The following is an 18,748-nucleotide window of genomic DNA, read 5'->3' on the forward strand; positions in this document are numbered from 1 at the left end:
CCATCCGCCAAATCTTCTCTGCTCTGTGAATACCACTATATGCGCCAAGTCTGGAATGTGTCCGTCAGATCAAGTTGAAATATCCGTTTCGTCCACGAGATCGATTTGCATGATCTTTTTTAATTCCTCCCTGTCCAGGTAAGGATACATGTCCTCAATCGGCCGGTTCACCACCAGCTTGGGATAGACATTGGTATCCTTATCCAGCTTTACCTCAAGGAAAGCCGGCCCATCCACACTCAGGAACTGATTAAGCTGATGCATATCAGCCATCGTATTCATAGTATAAGCCGGGAGCTTATACGCTCTAACAATATCAATGAACGAAGGATTGGGATTCACCGTCGATTGTTGTCTGCCTGCGAAATATAAATCCTGGAATTGCCTGACCATGCCAAGCGAGCTATTATTCATAACGACGATTTTGATGGGCAGATTCAGCCGGACCACCGTATCAAGCTCCTGTATATTTAGTTGAAATCCTCCGTCTCCTGCAATCACAAGCGTCTCCTGTCCTGTGGCCAGACAGGCGCCGATAGCAGCCGGTAAGGCAAAGCCCATGGCCCCCATCCCGCCGGAATTAAGCAACCTTTGATGTCCGGACAGCCTGAAGGATTGCGATGCCCACATCTGATGCTGGCCCACATCTAGACATACCGTATGGAAGTTCTCTGATCTGGAGGACAACAGCTCCATGAACCGGTTCGGTTCAATTTCATCAGCCTGCGGAGTGAAGGAATAGGTAGGATATTGCTTCTTAAGTAGTGTAATATAGTCTAACCATGCAGTAATATCAGGCTTGCTAAATACAGCTAATGCATCATTCATCCTCTCGAGAAATACATTCAGACTGGAGTGAACAGCTAGGCTTACGCTAACTTTGCTGTTAAGCTCGTTAGAATCAATATCTACATGGATCAAGTCAGCGCCGCGCCCGAAGGTATCCGGTCTGGTTCCGGTCTGTCTGGTATCCAGCCTTGAGCCGAGAATAAGTAACAAGTCACAATTCGCCAGGATCAGATTGCTGTAACGGTTGCCGTATGACCCGATCAGACCTGTATATAACCGGTGGTCATGGGGGATGACATCCAATCCCATTAATGAAGTAACAACGGGGATTCCGGTCAGCTCAATGAACCGGGATAATGACGCTGCGGAGTTACCGGCCCTCACTCCCCCGCCCGCCAGTATCAGCGGCCTCTTGGCTGCCTCAAGCCGTTTCAGGACATCTGCAACAACGGCTGCGTCTAAGTCGCCATCATCTTGCATAAGCTCCTGATATTCAACACTATCATAGAAGCTGGCCAGCGTATCAGGTTCCACCTCTGCCCGCTGAAGATTCATCGGAAGATCCAGAAGCACCGGGCCGGGCCGGCCGCTTTGCGCGAGCGCCACAGCCTTTTCCAGCTCATACCTGATCTGATCCGGCTTAGTAACCATGACTGCATATTTGGTTAACGGCTGCGCGACACTGACAATATCCGTTTCCTGGAATCCTATTTGCCGGACCGGACGGTCGAATTTATACTCATATGTGTTTACTTGACCCGTGATGAATAAGCAAGGAACGGAGTCGAAGTAGCAACTGCCTATACCGGTCAACAGATTCAAGGCTCCCGGTCCGCTAGTAGCCATAGCTACACCCAGCTTCCCGTTCATTCTCGCATAGGCCTCCGCTGCGAATGCGCCTGCTTGTTCATGACGGACAGAGACACACTCGATGTCCTCTCTAACCGAGACGGAATCGAGCAAATGGACAATCGCCCCGCCAATGAACTCGAAGACATGGGAGACACCTTGCTGCTTGAGATAATCAATGACATAATCAGATATCTTCAAGTTAACTCCTCCTCCATGGACCTTGTCCGCCCGCAGTAAGTGATTCTTCAGCAATGGTGTTCAGATATTGTCCGTAGGCCAGCTTGCGCAGCGGCCTTGCCAGCTCCAGAAGCTGCTCTCTGGTAATGTAGCCTTTAATGAAAGCAATCTCTTCAATGCAAGCCACGTACAGGCCTTGCCGCTTCTGGAGCGTCTCCACCAGATTGGCTGCCTCCAGCAATGAATCCGGCGTCCCGGTATCCAGCCAGGCCATTCCCCGGCCGAACAGCTCCACATTCAATTGGCCTCTGTTTAAATACTCCCGGTTAACATCTGTAATCTCGATTTCACCACGCCGTGAGGGCTGGATATGTCTTGCGATCTCAACGACCTGGCGGTCGTAGAAGTATAAGCCCGGCACTGCATAATGGGAACGGGGATACAGGGGCTTCTCCTCCAGCGCAACCGCCTTGCCCATGCTGTCAAATTCAACAACACCATAAGCCGAAGGATCTTGTACCCGGCAGCCGAAGATCGTGGCACCCTCCCGCCGCTGGACAGCTCGCTCCAGAATGGAGCTGAAGCTCTGTCCATAGAAGATGTTGTCGCCCAGAATCATGCACACATGATCTGTACCAATAAATTCTTCTCCGATCAGGAACGCTTCGGCAAGTCCGCGCGGCTGCTCCTGCACTGCATACTGGAAGGAGAGGCCAAGCTGTTCGCCGTTGCCCAGAAGATCCTGGAACAGCCGGATGTCTCTCCCGGTGGAGATAATTAGGATATCCCGGATGCCTGCCAGCATCAATACAGACAGCGGATAATAGATCATTGGCTTGTCGTATACCGGCAGAATCTGCTTGGAGATCGACTTCGTCAGCGGATGCAGTCTCGTCCCCGAGCCGCCCGCCAGAATAATGCCTTTCATCCGTCCACCCTCCGGTTCTAATCATTTCTGAAGACAATCCCCGCGGTTTCAGGAACCACAGGGATTGGTCTAAGCACTTGTCGTGCAGTTTTATTTACTCTGCGTTTTGTAGGCTCCGCTAGTGAGGGTATAGAATAGCGGATGATTAGAAGGTTCAGGCGGAAGGTCAAAGGTTCTCATGGAGCGATCCTGCATGCTTATTGAGTAAATATGCTCAGTTCCAATTGCAATGACAAAACGGCTGTCCCTTGTGAAACTAATTCCACCCTGTATGATGGATTCCGGTATTGAAATAAATGATTCTCCTAAAAATGTTCTGGGCTCAATGAGAGTTATCCCCTGGATACTCTGAACACAAAGCATTGAACCATCAGGAGACAGGGCCAGAGCAACCGCATCAACGTTAATAGAGATTGCTGCAACTGACGAATCGGGATTTACAACAGTGATTTCAGAATAATTGGGCGGGACGTCTGGATCGACATGGTTGGTTATTACTAATGTACTTCCATTATTTAGCTCTACAATACCCCAGGTAGGTTGAGTCGCCCCCACGAACCGGGTCCCGTTGTCGCTAAAGTTTCCCACCTTCGAGTAGGCATAAGCGACATTTTGTAGACTGGGTGTTAATCGTACCTCGCTACTGTCCTGTGATACCACTAGAGGGTTCGAAATGCCTAAATACTTTGCAGGCTGAACATCATAGGCTCCACTGAAAATATTCTCGGTAAGCTCCCCTGTAGCAATCCGATAGGCATAAACCTCACCAGTGTAGACATAGAAGAAGACGTATCTGCTGTCGGGAGACGCAGCCGAGAAGAGCACATTCGAGTGCAGGGTGAGCGTTCTGACCGGATCTCTTTTCACCACGTCATAGATCTGCACCTGGGGACTGGCTTCATCCGAGATGAAGAGATAGTGCTCGTCAGGCGTCAACAACAGGTCATTTGCCTGCATTCCCTGATTCAGATCAACGCCCCATTCCACCTTCTGTGCGTATGCGTTGAACTGGTATAATCGGTCTTGGACCGCGAAGTAGATACTGCTGCCCCTCGATGAAGCGTAAGCCGCTGTCAGCGGGAACATGATGTTAGGGTCCATAGTGACCGAATGGGTTGGACCGACCAGAGCATTTAAGGTCTGGACCCCGCCCGCAGCCAGGAAATAAACTTCTTCATCCTGGATATAGGGTGTCCCGCTTCCCACAACCTCTGCTGCCAGATACCGGTTCTCCACGGTCAGCGGGAAGTTGCCCGGTACAGAAAAGTTTATTTGTACTTGAACCGAATAGACTCCCGCTCCGGCATCAGGGGTATGCGTCAGGCTGAACGGGAATTGCACACTCGCTCTTTCGCCGGGATCGGCTGCACCGCTCCCATAACCTTGAACAATGGACCGGAAGTCAAACCACTGAATCACTATACCTTTATAGAGAACATAAATAGAGAGAGGGATTCGTACGGCTGTTGCAAGCGGGAGATAGGAGACACGGAGATTCCCCTGTAGTTGTACGCGTTGTCCGTCCTCAATCTGCAAAAAGTTCAGGTTGAGAACCGTTAGTGAAGCATTGCTTAATACTAGTGAATTGTTAAGGTATTGGTATGCAGGAGGTGGCACGGGCTCTCCCGTCGCCCCAGTTGCACCTGTGGCTCCTGGCGGACCCGCCGGGCCTTTACCGCCAGTTCCTGTCGGCCCCAGTGCGCCCTCTGAACCCTCCGGTCCCTGCGCACCTCGCGTTCCTTGTATGCTGTACCCCGTAGTGCCTGTTACAGCTACGCCGGTTGCACCCGTAGGGCCGATTCCGTTGTTTCCCGTCTCCCCGGTCGGCCCAGTCGGACCATAGCCTACTGGGCCAGTGACAACCGCGGGAGGACCCGGTGTGCCTGTATCTCCTGTCTGCCCGGTCGCTCCGTAGCCTGTTGCCCCTGTCACGCCCTTCTTACCAGGATCGCCGCCATCGCCCATCCGCCCCTGGGTACCGGTTGTTCCTGTCGGGCCGGTTGGGCCGGTCAGTCCTGCCGCAGCTCTACCTGTATTCACAGATGCGATCCCTGCAACAGCTCTGCCTATAGATGGATCTGCTTTGACGTTAATGTAGCTGACGACCCGGGCTCGGATCGTGTAGGCATACGTTCCCGGGTACACCGCATGGTTGACCGTCACCTGCATTGTTCTAACGGTCTCCTCCGTTCCGGTATGGGACAGTGTAACCAATTGAGTCTGCAGGACATTGCCGGAGAGCATTGTTTCCAATTCTACCCGCAGCAAGGATGGACCGGAAGTGACTCCCTGGAAGACGACAGGAATCTGGAATGTGACATGCGCCTGGGGCTGTGCTGCAACAATGTCAAGAGTCTCCGCCAGGTGAACAGCCGGTCCTGGTGCTCCCAAGGGAAAAGTCGTTAAATTCGACATAAATTCACCGCCTTTTATATTTTGCACAACATCAGATGCTATCAGGAATTACCGTGGATGTTATTACACTTTGGAAGAGTTGAACTAAGTTCCATCCGTCTTGTTCATCACCTGTATACAACAGAGTTAAAGTCAGAGTAGTCGGTGGCCCATCATACATCACAATAAACGGGGAATTCTGAAATATTCCGGAATCGCCAGTTCCTTGCTGTTTTTGGAAATAATTAGCGTACTGATATAATGTATTTCCAGCAGTATCAGTAAGTTTGAAGCCTATTCGGAGTCCAGAATTAGTTGGTCCAGGTATACTCTTAAAATAAGATAACTTTACTATCCCTTCTACCTGACAACTCCCGCTTCCAGGATCAACCGGGAGAGACACAAGCGTTGTAGGGGTATTAAGAGCCACTTCCAAAGCACCGGCAGAAACTCTGTAAGTCAATGTTGGAATAAACGCTTCATCCGCTGGTGTACCTGTAGCTCCTATGGGACCCTCGGGTCCGGCTTCACCCTGCTCACCGCTTCCCCCGGACGGATCCCCTGTGGGGCCTGTGGGGCCTGTCGGACCGTCGGGTCCTGTATCCCCTATAATTCCTAGTCCGGTGGCCCCCATGGCCCCTACACCTGTAAGTCCGGTCGCTCCTGTAATCCCCATTCCCGCTGCCCCGGTCGTTCCAGTGGGGCCAGCGAATCCTCCTGCATAACCGGTTTCCCCTGTTGGACCGGTGGGGCCGGTTAGGCCGGTCGGGCCGGTAGCTGAGAATCCAGCCGCTCCCCTTCCCCCTAAGCCTCCAGATATTCCGGTTCTTCCGGTGAGACCAGTAGGTCCTGTAGGTCCTTGGGGGCCTATAGGGCCGTTGAATATGACAGGCCCCGGCCCCGTCCGGATCAACGGAGAGCCGACCCGGATATCCGAAGCGATATTCTGAACATGGAGCAGCTTCATTCGCAGCTCGTATTGATGAATGCCTGCGGGCAGTTCATCACTGAATCTGACCGTGGCTTCAGTCTGTATCCATCCGGCAGACAAGGCTGTGGATTCAACCGACACATCACGGGTTTCGACTAACGCATTTGCCCTCCATAGTTCAACATTCAAGTGTAGATGATAATAGCCGGGGGACTGGATATCCAGCAGCAGAGGAATCGATAACTGCACTTCCGCAGATGGATACGGCTGTTCTACATCCGTCCGAATATCCGTAAGCACCAGTTCGTTGCCGCTTTCAAGGGGAAGCGACGAATAGCTGTTCATATATGTTCAACTCCTTTATTTCTCAGATGCTTGTTACACTGACGCGGCTTTTATGAATAGATATCATTAATTTCCTTTGAGGAATACCTTCGCGGCTGCACTAAATGATTTATAGCTGATGGTTGTATTGGTAGACAGACTCCCAACCTCCACATACAATTGATAGTTATGAACACCCGGTGACGGATTCTCATCTACTGCATAGAAGGATAATGATTGTTCAGAAGGAATTGAATTATACGGTGGATTATTCAAATAATCGTAAGAAATACTCCATACTTGATCACCAGTGTCTGGAATTGTCTGACCATCTCGTCTCACCAAATAAGAAATAGCGTTGTTATAATTATGATTAGATGGATTTCCGTAGCTGATTTGGAAGGTACCTGCTACAACTACACATTGATCGGTCGAGGTTATCAGTACCGGCGGGAGTTGGCCTACGATGTTCCCCTCAATAGGACTGCTCGACAGCAGAGTATCACTCACAACGATCGGTAAGGCTCGGCTGGGTCCGGTTATCCCTGTGGGACCGGTTGGACCCGTATCCCCGGTAGCCCCTGAACCAGGACCTGTAGGTCCCGTCACGCCCCTTGCTCCCGTCGTCCCTGTCGGTCCCTGCGGACCATATCCGGTCATCCCGGTGGCTCCAATTCCAGTCATTCCGGTTGCACCTGTGGGCCCTACCCCGTCAGGTCCTGTAACACCCGTTGCCCCCGTTACGCTCCCCGCTCCAGTTGCCACAACCACACCAGTCGGTCCAGTGGGGCCCTTAGGACCCTTCACCCCTTGTATGCCAGGACCAGTTGTTCCTGTCGGTCCAGTGCTGCCAGTCGGACCTTTAGGTCCCTTCGTACCCCGTGGACCTTGCGTACCCGTTGGCCCTGTCGGACCCACCTCCTCCTCGTCCGCCGCCACTCCTTGGACGGAGACTGCTGGGCGTCCGGCCAGCGGATTCGCCGCAATATTCTGTGAAGACAGAATCTGCAGCTCCAATTCAAAGAACTGCCCACCCTGGCCGAAGCTGCCTGTAATCCTTGCATTCACATCCGCAATGAGTGCTTCCCCAGCATTGCCGCTGCCGATAAAGGGCTCGGTAAGGGTATAAATGATCTTTCCGTCTTTCAGCACCGATAGCCCGACGATCAAATGATAATTACCGGGCGCGGCGGGCTGGAACGACAGAGGCACACTAAAATCAATTTGGAAGAACGGATGACTCTCCTCCAGCAATATCGGACTTGCCATCCGGATTGCCGGTCCCGGACTTCCCAGTTGCACTGGAATTAATGATGACATATGGACACAACCCTTCTTTCACTTTATATTTGCTTGCCATTTGCGAACGGCAGTACTATTTAAACAACACCCCCAATACCAGTTTATGCTGCCTATAGATTGTCCAAGTCCACGATATGCAGAATATTTCATAGACCTCTCGGAGATCTGGCAACACCTAATATTCTATGCTTGTGAATCAGTCTGGCCTGGACCATTCCTCTAATATTTCCAAAGAGGCCAATCACTTCTCTGTTCTGAACTTTTAGACGCGGCAAAGCGCCAGAATTCATTCTGGCGCTCGTTATAAATTGATATTTTAATTAATCCTGATCAGTTGAATATTGGCAGAGAAGGTACCGTTTTCTCCTACAGGTTCAGTAGCATTTTCATTAACTAATCCCACAAACTGTGGTATACCTGTAGTTCCAATGATAGCGCCTCCTGCCACAGTTGCAATTGTGCCTGCGCCCAATGCCGAAGTTGCTTGTGAACCAGGAACAGGAGCAATAAGAGCTTCACCTGCATCATAGGTGTACAATTGGAAGCTCATTGGTTCAGCGAAAACTTTCCCGCCAGTGACAAAGTATTGGACCAGAACTGTAGAATTGAGAGGTAGTGGAAAGTACTGATTTGAATCTGGATTCAAAATAATACTTCCGTCACTCGGTCCAGTAGAGGTCCAAGTCACCGCTTCGGGAAAAGCGCCAACTTGATCTGCTGTAGATCCAGCAGAAGCAAACTCTGCGAAGAAGGCCAGACCGGTTAAGCCAGTCATACCAGTCATACCAGTCATGCCGGTCATCCCGGTTAGACCGGTTACCCCAGTCAATCCAGTCAGACCCGTTAAGCCGGTCAGACCCGTCATCCCGGTCTCTCCCGTCTCTCCAGTTAGACCGGTTACTCCGGTCATCCCGGTCTCTCCCGTTAAACCGGTCATCCCGGTCTCTCCCGTCTCTCCGGTTAGACCGGTTACTCCGGTCATCCCGGTCTCCCCCGTTAAGCCGGTCATCCCGGTCTCTCCCGTCTCTCCGGTTAGCCCCGTTAGACCGGTTACCCCAGTCAATCCGGTCATACCCGTTAAGCCAGTCTCTCCCGTTTGACCGGTTATTCCCATTGCACCTTGGAGGCCCTGAATTCCCTGATCGCCTTGAGGACCTGGAGGCCCCCCGGGATTACCCGTAGCCCCTGTTGCGCCAGTAGGCCCTACCATTATGGAGGCATTGAGGACTGTCTCCAGCTTGTTGGTGAGAATGAATTCCTTCTTGACAATGTCCCGCATCATATTTCTTACACTATCGTTCATAGCTAATACATCGCCTATAGTCGCTTCAGGAGCTGTAATTCCAGGTAATGTACCCAGGATATATTGCAGCTTCTCCCCTTCGGCATTGATAATGTGGCTGAGTCCCAATTCTTCCATCGCAATGGAGGACAGCAGCAGGTTAACAGCATCATCCCTGGCAATGCTTATGGTTGGGGTGATGTTTGGCAGGTTCGCCTGAGACATGAGATCAACTCCTCTATTTTAGGTTGGGTTAGAGCAATTTAATAATGGATATCGAGCCTGTAATATCGCTAATTTCAGCGGGACCAGCATTAAACAAGAGTAGAGAATTAACTGTGGAAGCAGTAACGGTCGGAAAAATACTGCCCCCCACTGCCAGATTTGAAGTAGCTCCAACAGGCACCGAATTATTGGATATCGCTTCACTTGCTGGAATCGTGACACCGTTAAGAGCAAGGGCAATGCTCATACTTGCCCCTGTCGCAGCAATAGCATTTACTGCATAATGAACATAGTATGTGGCCGGTTCCAGACTAGCTCCAGCACCGTTATTCTGCAGAAAGTAACCGCCACCTGGGTTGATGGAGATAGCTGTTCCAGTGAAATAACCATTATCATTAAAGAGTATTGGACCACGTGCTCCTATCGGACCTGCTTCAGCACCATTGAAATAAGCCAACCACCGGTCATTAGCAGGCTCTCCTGTACCCCCGGTTGCTCCGGTCATTCCAGTCAATCCGGTCACTCCAGTTAGACCCGTGAGGCCAGTTAATCCTGTCTCTCCGGTTTGCCCTGTAACACCAGTTACCCCTGTAACTCCAGTCAGACCTGTGAGGCCAGTCAATCCTGCCTCTCCGGTTTGCCCTGTCATACCAGTTACCCCTGTAACTCCAGTCAGGCCCGTGAGGCCAGTTGCTCCCGTCTCTCCGGTTTGTCCGGTAACACCCGTTACCCCTGTCACTCCAGTCAGGCCTGTGAGGCCAGTTGCTCCCGTCTCTCCTGTAACTCCTGTTATGCCCGTAATACCACTAATTCCAGTGAAGCCGGTTGGACCATCGTCTCCAGTCTCGCCTGCTGGACCCGGCAGTCCTCGTGGACCTATCGGTCCCTCGTCTGGTCCTGTTACGCCTGTGGCTCCAGTACCGCCATAATCAACCGGTGCGGCAAGCAGACTCTCTAACTGGCTGGTCTGCAGCCAGGCGCTTTTGACCGTTTCCCCCAGCATACTACGGATACTATCAGTGATATCCTGAATATTAGAGATATTCACCACCGGAGCAGTTACTCCAGGAAGAGTGCCAAGCGCGTATTGCATCTTCTCCCCTTCTGCATTAATTACATGGCTAAGCCCTAACTCTTCCATGGCGATGGCTGCCATCATCATGTTGATGGCATCGCTACGGGTGAGTGTAATGGTAGGTGTAATGTTAGGCAGATTAGCTTGAGACAAATCAATCCTCTCCTTCCTTGATTAGAATAGTCCATCATATGCCGCTTTGAATGATTGGTTCAGCAATTCGTCCTGACTATGTAAGAAAAAACAATCTTTTTTTGCTCTACACATACACATGCATGAAGACCAGCCTGCAGCAGGCTGGTCTTCATGGGAGGCAAAAAATTAATGATCACAATTTATAAAAAGATCATAACAACTGGACTATGGTAACTTTAGCTACGTAGAACCCGCCTTCTTGTACTCCAATAATATTAGTAGTTACAGAAGTGCCTTCGTACATAAGTGCCAGTTGAATCGTCGCCGGCATAAAAGTCGCTAAAATATGAGTTCCATACAGATAAGTGGCAACCGTATTTATTGAAGCGAAAACTTGTGTTACATTGTCAAATGCACCATTAACAATCAATTCCAGACCGGCTGCTTTGGTATCAGTGGATTTAACATTAGCTTGATACAGAATCAAGTAGCTTCCGGGCTCTACCGTAAACACATCGGTATCATCAGATTGTGGTCCTATAGAATTCCCAGTAGTGGATTGTAAATCTATAGTAAAGTTCGGGATCGGGAAATGATCACTTGTTGCTTCAATACCCGCTCCATAGTACAAAAACTGAGCGTAGCTCTCGGATAAAACACCAGTCGCTCCCGTCTGACCTGTTGCTCCCGTTAACCCAGTGAGTCCTGTTACTCCTGTAACACCGGTGACACCGGTTACTCCAGTCACTCCTGTCTGACCTGTTGCTCCCGTTTCCCCCGTAAGTCCCGTCGCTCCGGTCAGACCTGTCACACCTGTCTGCCCTGTATCCCCCGGTCTACCTGAACCTCCTCGTATTCCTCCGCTGCCTTGAGGACCTCTTGCACCCGTTGTTCCCGTTGGGCCAGTTGTTCCTGTTGGACCTGTTGGACCTGTTGGACCTGTTTGGCCTATAACTGTTCCAGTAAGCCCTGGTGGACCAGTCGTACCTGTAAGACCCGTCGCTCCAGTCTCTCCCGTAAGTCCCGTTGCACCAGTCTCTCCTGTCAGACCTGTTACGCCCGTTTCTCCTGTGAGACCTGTTGCTCCGGTCTCTCCCGTGAGACCCGTTGCTCCAGTTTCTCCCGTCAGCCCTGTCGCTCCGGTTTCTCCCGTTAGACCCGTAGCCCCAGTCTCTCCGGTGAGTCCTGTGGCTCCCGTTTCCCCGGTCAACCCTGTCGCTCCGGTTTCACCCGTCAGCCCTGTCGCTCCGGTTTCTCCCGTTAGACCCGTTGCTCCGGTCTCTCCTGTGAGACCCGTAGCCCCAGTCTCTCCCGTGAGTCCTGTGGCTCCCGTTTCACCCGTCAGCCCTGTCGCTCCGGTTTCTCCCGTCAGCCCCGTTGCTCCCGTCTCTCCGGTCAGCCCCGTTGCTCCCGTCTCACCTGTGAGCCCCGTCGCTCCGGTCTCTCCGGTGAGTCCCGTTGCTCCGGTCTCTCCTGTAAGCCCTGTCGCTCCCGTGGCTCCCGTTTCTCCGGTCAGTCCTGTCGCTCCAGTCTCTCCAGTCAGACCTGTTGCTCCGGTTTCTCCCGTGAGACCTATTGCTCCGGTCTCTCCGGTGAGTCCCGTTGCTCCCGTCTCTCCTGTGAGCCCTGTCGCTCCAGTTTCTCCGGTCAGTCCCGTTGCTCCCGTCTCACCTGTGAGTCCCGTGGCTCCCGTCTCACCCGTGAGTCCTGTCGCTCCCGTCTCTCCGGTTAGCCCTGTCGCTCCGGTCTCTCCCGTGAGCCCTGTTGCTCCAGTCTCTCCCGTGAGCCCTGTTGCTCCAGTCTCTCCGGTCAGACCTGTTGCTCCGGTCTCTCCTGTCAGACCCGTCGCTCCCGTCTCACCAGTCAGCCCTGTTGCTCCCGTTTCCCCAGTCAGCCCTGTTGCTCCCGTCTCACCTGTGAGACCCGTTGCTCCAGTCTCTCCGGTCAGACCTGTCGCTCCGGTTTCTCCCGTGAGACCTGTTGCCCCGGTCTCTCCGGTGAGTCCCGTTGCTCCCGTCTCTCCTGTGAGCCCTGTCGCTCCAGTTTCTCCGGTCAGTCCCGTTGCTCCCGTCTCACCTGTGAGTCCCGTGGCTCCCGTCTCACCCGTGAGTCCTGTCGCTCCAGTCTCTCCGGTTAGCCCTGTCGCTCCGGTCTCACCCGTGAGCCCTGTTGCTCCAGTCTCTCCCGTGAGCCCTGTTGCTCCAGTCTCTCCGGTCAGACCTGTTGCTCCGGTCTCTCCTGTCAGACCCGTCGCTCCCGTCTCACCAGTCAGCCCTGTTGCTCCCGTTTCCCCAGTCAGCCCTGTTGCTCCCGTCTCACCTGTGAGACCCGTTGCTCCAGTCTCTCCGGTCAGACCTGTCGCTCCGGTTTCTCCCGTGAGACCTGTTGCCCCGGTCTCTCCGGTCAGCCCTGTCGCTCCAGTCTCTCCGGTCAGCCCTGTCGCTCCAGTCTCTCCGGTCAGCCCTGTCGCTCCAGTCTCTCCGGTCAGCCCCGTCGCTCCAGTCTCTCCGGTCAGCCCCGTCGCTCCGGTTTCACCTGTGAGCCCTGTTGCCCCAGTCTCACCCGTGAGTCCTGTTGCTCCCGTCTCTCCCGTAAGTCCCGTTGCTCCCGTCTCTCCTGTCAGCCCTGTCGCTCCCGTTTCGCCCGTCAGCCCTGTCGCTCCGGTTTCACCCGTGAGCCCCGTCGCTCCCGTCTCTCCCGTCAGTCCCGTCGCTCCAGTCTCTCCCGTCAGACCCGTCAGACCCGTCGCTCCCGTTTCTCCCGTGAGCCCTGTTGCTCCCGTTTCTCCCGTGAGCCCTGTTGCTCCCGTCTCTCCCGTCAGCCCTGTCGCTCCAGTTTCTCCCGTCAGTCCCGTAGCTCCGGTCTCTCCCGTCAGACCCGTCGCTCCAGTCTCTCCGGTCAGACCCGTCGCTCCCGTTTCTCCCGTGAGCCCCGTCGCTCCAGTCTCTCCGGTCAGCCCTGTCGCTCCCGTCTCACCCGTAAGCCCCGTCGCTCCGGTTTCTCCGGTCAGCCCTGTCGCTCCGGTCTCTCCCGTGAGCCCTGTTGCTCCCGTCTCTCCTGTCAGTCCTGTTGCGCCCGTCTCTCCTGTCAGCCCTGTTGCGCCCGTCTCTCCTGTCAGCCCTGTTGCGCCCGTTTCGCCTGTCAGTCCTGTCGCTCCAGTCTCTCCGGTCAGCCCTGTCGCTCCAGTCTCTCCCGTGAGCCCTGTTGCTCCCGTCTCTCCCGTAAGCCCCGTCGCTCCGGTTTCTCCGGTCAGTCCTGTCGCTCCGGTCTCTCCGGTCAGACCCGTGGCTCCCGTCTCTCCTGTCAGTCCTGTTGCGCCCGTTTCGCCTGTCAGTCCTGTCGCTCCCGTCTCTCCGGTCAGACCCGTGGCTCCAGTCTCTCCCGTCAGACCCGTCGCTCCGGTCCCTCCCGTCAGACCCGTCGCTCCCGTTTCACCGGTGAGTCCTGTCGCTCCCGTCTCTCCGGTCAGACCCGTCGCTCCCGTTTCTCCCGTGAGCCCTGTTGCTCCCGTCTCTCCAGTCAGCCCTGTCGCTCCAGTTTCTCCCGTCAGTCCCGTGGCTCCGGTCTCTCCCGTCAGACCCGTGGCTCCGGTCCCTCCCGTCAGACCCGTCGCTCCCGTTTCACCGGTGAGTCCTGTCGCTCCCGTCTCTCCGGTCAGACCCGTCGCTCCCGTTTCTCCCGTGAGCCCTGTTGCTCCCGTCTCTCCAGTCAGCCCTGTCGCTCCAGTTTCTCCCGTCAGTCCCGTGGCTCCGGTCTCTCCCGTCAGACCCGTGGCTCCAGTCTCTCCCGTCAGACCCGTCGCTCCAGTTTCTCCCGTGAGCCCCGTCGCTCCCGTTTCTCCCGTGAGCCCCGTCGCTCCCGTTTCTCCCGTGAGCCCCGTCGCTCCAGTCTCTCCGGTCAGCCCTGTCGCTCCCGTCTCTCCCGTGAGCCCTGTCGCTCCCGTCTCACCCGTAAGCCCTGTCGCTCCGGTCTCTCCCGTGAGCCCCGTCGCTCCGGTTTCTCCGGTCAGCCCTGTCGCTCCCGTCTCACCCGTAAGCCCAGTCGCTCCGGTTTCTCCGGTCAGCCCTGTCGCTCCGGTCTCTCCCGTGAGCCCTGTTGCTCCCGTCTCTCCTGTCAGTCCTGTTGCGCCCGTCTCTCCCGTCAGACCCGTTGCGCCCGTTTCGCCTGTGAGTCCCGTTGCTCCAGTCTCTCCCGTCAGTCCTGTCGCTCCAGTCTCTCCCGTCAGACCCGTCGCTCCAGTTTCTCCCGTGAGCCCTGTCGCTCCAGTCTCTCCCGTGAGCCCTGTCGCTCCCGTCTCTCCCGTGAGCCCTGTTGCGCCCGTTTCTCCTGTCAGACCTGTTGCTCCGGTTTCTCCCGTAAGTCCCGTTGCTCCGGTCTCTCCCGTCAGACCCGTCGCTCCGGTCTCTCCCGTCAGCCCCGTCGCTCCGGTCTCTCCCGTCAGACCCGTCGCTCCAGTCTCTCCCGTGAGCCCTGTTGCCCCAGTCTCTCCCGTGAGTCCTGTGGCTCCGGTTTCTCCCGTGAGTCCTGTTGCTCCCGTTTCACCGGTCAGCCCCGTTGCTCCAGTCTCTCCAGTCAGACCCGTTGCTCCGGTCTCTCCGGTCAGCCCCGTCGCTCCAGTTTCTCCGGTCAGCCCCGTCGCTCCGGTCTCTCCTGTCAGACCCGTCGCTCCAGTCAGACCCGTTGCTCCGGTCTCTCCTGTCAGACCTGTCGCTCCCGTCTCTCCCGTGAGTCCCGTAGCCCCAGTCTCTCCCGTGAGCCCCGTCGCTCCCGTTTCTCCCGTGAGCCCTGTTGCTCCCGTCTCACCCGTAAGCCCCGTCGCTCCGGTTTCTCCGGTCAGCCCTGTCGCTCCGGTCTCACCCGTAAGCCCCGTCGCTCCGGTTTCTCCGGTCAGCCCTGTCGCTCCGGTCTCTCCCGTGAGCCCTGTTGCTCCCGTCTCTCCTGTCAGTCCTGTTGCGCCCGTTTCGCCTGTCAGTCCTGTCGCTCCAGTCTCTCCGGTCAGACCCGTCGCTCCCGTCTCTCCCGTCAGACCCGTTGCGCCCGTTTCGCCTGTGAGTCCCGTTGCTCCAGTCTCTCCCGTCAGTCCCGTCGCTCCAGTCTCTCCCGTCAGTCCTGTCGCTCCCGTCTCTCCCGTGAGCCCTGTTGCTCCCGTCTCTCCTGTCAGTCCTGTTGCTCCCGTTTCGCCTGTCAGTCCTGTCGCTCCAGTCTCTCCGGTCAGACCCGTGGCTCCCGTCTCTCCCGTGAGCCCTGTTGCTCCCGTCTCTCCGGTCAGACCCGTGGCTCCAGTCTCTCCTGTCAGACCCGTGGCTCCCGTCTCTCCCGTGAGCCCCGTCGCTCCAGTCTCTCCGGTCAGCCCTGTCGCTCCAGTCTCTCCCGTGAGCCCTGTCGCTCCAGTCTCTCCCGTGAGCCCTGTTGCTCCCGTCTCTCCCGTGAGCCCCGTCGCTCCGGTTTCTCCGGTCAGCCCTGTCGCTCCCGTCTCACCCGTAAGCCCAGTCGCTCCGGTTTCTCCGGTCAGCCCTGTCGCTCCGGTCTCTCCCGTGAGCCCTGTTGCTCCCGTCTCTCCTGTCAGTCCCGTTGCTCCAGTCTCTCCCGTCAGTCCCGTCGCTCCAGTCTCTCCCGTCAGTCCCGTCGCTCCAGTCTCTCCCGTGAGCCCTGTTGCTCCCGTCTCTCCGGTCAGCCCCGTGGCTCCAGTCTCTCCTGTCAGACCCGTGGCTCCCGTCTCTCCCGTCAGACCCGTTGCGCCCGTTTCGCCTGTGAGTCCCGTTGCTCCGCTCTCTCCTGTCAGACCTGTTGCTCCAGTCTCTCCCGTGAGCCCTGTTGCTCCGGTTTCTCCCGTAAGTCCCGTCGCTCCAGTCTCTCCCGTGAGCCCTGTTGCTCCGGTCTCTCCCGTGAGTCCTGTTGCTCCTGTCTCTCCGGTGAGTCCTGTCGCTCCCGTCTCTCCCGTGAGCCCTGTTGCTCCCGTCTCTCCGGTCAGACCCGTCGCTCCAGTCTCTCCCGTCAGACCCGTCGCTCCGGTCTCTCCCGTCAGACCCGTGGCTCCAGTCTCTCCGGTCAGCCCTGTCGCTCCAGTCTCTCCCGTGAGTCCTGTCGCTCCCGTCTCTCCAGTCAGCCCTGTCGCTCCAGTCTCTCCCGTGAGTCCTGTCGCTCCCGTCTCTCCCGTGAGCCCTGTTGCTCCCGTCTCTCCGGTCAGACCCGTCGCTCCAGTCTCTCCTGTCAGACCCGTGGCTCCGGTCTCTCCCGTGAGCCCTGTTGCTCCCGTCTCTCCCGTCAGTCCCGTCGCTCCGGTCTCTCCCGTGAGCCCTGTTGCTCCCGTCTCTCCCGTGAGTCCCGTTGCCCCAGTCTCTCCCGTGAGTCCTGTTGCTCCCGTTTCCCCGGTCAGCCCTGTCGCCCCGGTCTCTCCCGTGAGCCCTGTCGCTCCGGTCTCTCCCGTCAGTCCCGTCGCTCCAGTCTCTCCCGTGAGCCCTGTTGCTCCCGTCTCTCCGGTCAGCCCCGTGGCTCCCGTCTCTCCCGTAAGCCCCGTTTCGCCTGTGAGTCCCGTTGCTCCGGTCTCTCCTGTCAGACCTGTCGCTCCGGTCTCTCCTGTCAGACCCGTCGCTCCAGTCTCTCCCGTGAGTCCCGTCGCTCCAGTTTCTCCCGTCAGCCCTGTTGCTCCCGTCTCACCTGTCAGCCCTGTCGCTCCAGTCTCTCCCGTGAGCCCTGTTGCTCCCGTCTCTCCCGTGAGCCCTGTTGCTCCCGTCTCTCCCGTAAGCCCCGTGGCTCCCGTCTCTCCGGTCAGCCCCGTCGCTCCGGTCTCTCCCGTCAGTCCCGTCGCTCCAGTCTCTCCCGTGAGCCCTGTTGCTCCCGTCTCTCCGGTCAGCCCCGTGGCTCCCGTCTCTCCCGTAAGCCCCGTTTCACCGGTGAGTCCTGTCGCTCCCGTTTCTCCGGTCAGACCCGTCGCTCCAGTCTCTCCCGTAAGCCCCGTCGCTCCAGTCTCTCCTGTCAGACCCGTGGCTCCGGTCTCTCCCGTGAGCCCTGTTGCTCCCGTCTCTCCCGTAAGTCCCGTCGCTCCGGTCTCTCCCGTCAGACCCGTGGCTCCAGTCTCTCCGGTCAGCCCTGTCGCTCCAGTCTCTCCCGTGAGTCCTGTCGCTCCCGTCTCTCCGGTCAGCCCTGTCGCTCCAGTCTCTCCCGTGAGTCCTGTCGCTCCCGTCTCTCCCGTGAGCCCTGTTGCTCCCGTCTCTCCGGTCAGACCCGTCGCTCCAGTCTCTCCTGTCAGACCCGTGGCTCCGGTCTCTCCCGTGAGCCCTGTTGCTCCCGTCTCTCCCGTGAGTCCCGTTGCCCCAGTCTCTCCCGTGAGTCCTGTTGCTCCCGTTTCCCCGGTCAGCCCTGTCGCCCCGGTCTCTCCCGTGAGCCCTGTTGCTCCCGTCTCTCCCGTAAGTCCCGTCGCTCCGGTCTCTCCCGTGAGCCCTGTTGCTCCCGTCTCTCCCGTGAGTCCCGTTGCCCCAGTCTCTCCCGTGAGTCCTGTTGCTCCCGTTTCCCCGGTCAGCCCTGTCGCCCCGGTCTCTCCCGTGAGCCCTGTCGCTCCGGTTTCTCCCGTAAGCCCCGTAGCTCCAGTCTCTCCCGTGAGTCCTGTCGCTCCCGTCTCTCCCGTGAGCCCTGTTGCTCCCGTCTCTCCGGTCAGCCCTGTCGCTCCAGTCTCTCCGGTTAGCCCTGTCGCTCCCGTGAGTCCCGTCGCTCCAGTTTCTCCCGTCAGCCCTGTTGCTCCCGTCTCACCTGTCAGCCCTGTTGCCCCGGTCTCTCCCGTCAGACCCGTCGCTCCCGTCTCACCCGTGAGTCCCGTCGCTCCCGTCTCTCCGGTCAGACCCGTCGCTCCGGTTTCTCCCGTAAGTCCCGTTGCTCCGGTCTCTCCCGTCAGTCCCGTTGCTCCGGTCTCTCCCGTCAGCCCCGTCGCTCCGGTCTCTCCTGTCAGACCCGTCGCTCCAGTCTCTCCCGTGAGTCCCGTCGCTCCAGTTTCTCCCGTCAGCCCTGTTGCTCCCGTCTCACCTGTCAGCCCTGTCGCTCCGGTCTCTCCTGTCAGCCCCGTTGCTCCCGTTTCACCCGTGAGCCCTGTTGCTCCGGTCACTCCTGTCAGTCCCGTTACTCCCGTTTCACCAGTGAGCCCCGTTGCTCCCGTTAGTCCAGTCGATCCGGTACCTCCTGAAAATCCCACGTTACCTCTACTACCTTGATTCCCTCTACCGCCAGTTGTACCTGTAGGCCCTGTAGCCCCGGTTGTTCCTGTTGGTCCTGTAGCCATTAGTTGTCAACTCCTCGCTGTTACGGAAATGCAATTCACAAAAAACCTAATATTATCCATTTTTA

General features: G+C 56.6%; 8 protein-coding genes. All 8 read right to left on the bottom strand.

The features are described 5' to 3' along the window. Positions 1–69: 69 nt before the first annotated feature. Complete coding sequence (locus NSS83_RS09690) at positions 70–1,839, bottom strand: thiamine pyrophosphate-binding protein (protein WP_341184642.1); 1,770 nt, start codon at positions 1,837–1,839, stop codon at positions 70–72. 1 nt (position 1,840) lies between these two features. Next, positions 1,841–2,746, bottom strand: a complete 906-nt coding sequence (gene rfbA / locus NSS83_RS09695) for a glucose-1-phosphate thymidylyltransferase RfbA (RefSeq protein WP_341184641.1) — start codon at positions 2,744–2,746, stop codon at positions 1,841–1,843. Between the two features lie 90 nt (positions 2,747–2,836). Next, positions 2,837–5,161, bottom strand: coding sequence for a hypothetical protein (locus NSS83_RS09700; protein WP_341348122.1), 2,325 nt, complete (start codon positions 5,159–5,161; stop codon positions 2,837–2,839). Positions 5,162–5,192: 31 nt separating this feature from the next. Beyond that, positions 5,193–6,416, bottom strand: coding sequence for a hypothetical protein (locus NSS83_RS09705; protein WP_341348123.1), 1,224 nt, complete (start codon positions 6,414–6,416; stop codon positions 5,193–5,195). Between the two features lie 66 nt (positions 6,417–6,482). Next, positions 6,483–7,715 carry a hypothetical protein gene (locus NSS83_RS09710; RefSeq protein ID WP_341348124.1) on the bottom strand — a complete coding sequence of 411 codons (1,233 nt, stop codon included), beginning with the start codon at positions 7,713–7,715 and terminating at the stop codon, positions 6,483–6,485. Between the two features lie 298 nt (positions 7,716–8,013). Further along, entirely contained in the window at positions 8,014–9,204 is a 1,191-nt protein-coding gene (locus NSS83_RS09715) for a hypothetical protein (protein WP_341348125.1), read from the bottom strand. A 28-nt stretch (positions 9,205–9,232) separates the two neighbouring features. Beyond that, positions 9,233–10,432 carry a hypothetical protein gene (locus NSS83_RS09720; protein WP_341348126.1) on the bottom strand — a complete coding sequence of 400 codons (1,200 nt, stop codon included), beginning with the start codon at positions 10,430–10,432 and terminating at the stop codon, positions 9,233–9,235. A 193-nt stretch (positions 10,433–10,625) separates the two neighbouring features. Next, positions 10,626–18,683, bottom strand: coding sequence for a hypothetical protein (locus NSS83_RS09725; protein ID WP_341348127.1), 8,058 nt, complete (start codon positions 18,681–18,683; stop codon positions 10,626–10,628). Positions 18,684–18,748 lie beyond the last annotated feature (65 nt).

This window comes from Paenibacillus sp. FSL H3-0469 (genome assembly GCF_038051945.1).
GTDB lineage: Bacteria > Bacillota > Bacilli > Paenibacillales > Paenibacillaceae > Paenibacillus_AQ.

What these genes read in the sequence shown, in the direction of transcription:
- NSS83_RS09700 (WP_341348122.1), bottom strand. Translation starts at nt 5,161, where the DNA reads ATGTCGAATTTAACGACTTTTCCCTTGGGAGCACCAGGACCGGCTGTT.
- NSS83_RS09725 (WP_341348127.1), bottom strand. Translation starts at nt 18,683, where the DNA reads ATGGCTACAGGACCAACAGGAACAACCGGGGCTACAGGGCCTACAGGT.
- rfbA (WP_341184641.1), bottom strand. Translation starts at nt 2,746, where the DNA reads ATGAAAGGCATTATTCTGGCGGGCGGCTCGGGGACGAGACTGCATCCG.
- NSS83_RS09715 (WP_341348125.1), bottom strand. Translation starts at nt 9,204, where the DNA reads ATGTCTCAGGCGAACCTGCCAAACATCACCCCAACCATAAGCATTGCC.
- NSS83_RS09705 (WP_341348123.1), bottom strand. Translation starts at nt 6,416, where the DNA reads ATGAACAGCTATTCGTCGCTTCCCCTTGAAAGCGGCAACGAACTGGTG.
- NSS83_RS09710 (WP_341348124.1), bottom strand. Translation starts at nt 7,715, where the DNA reads ATGTCATCATTAATTCCAGTGCAACTGGGAAGTCCGGGACCGGCAATC.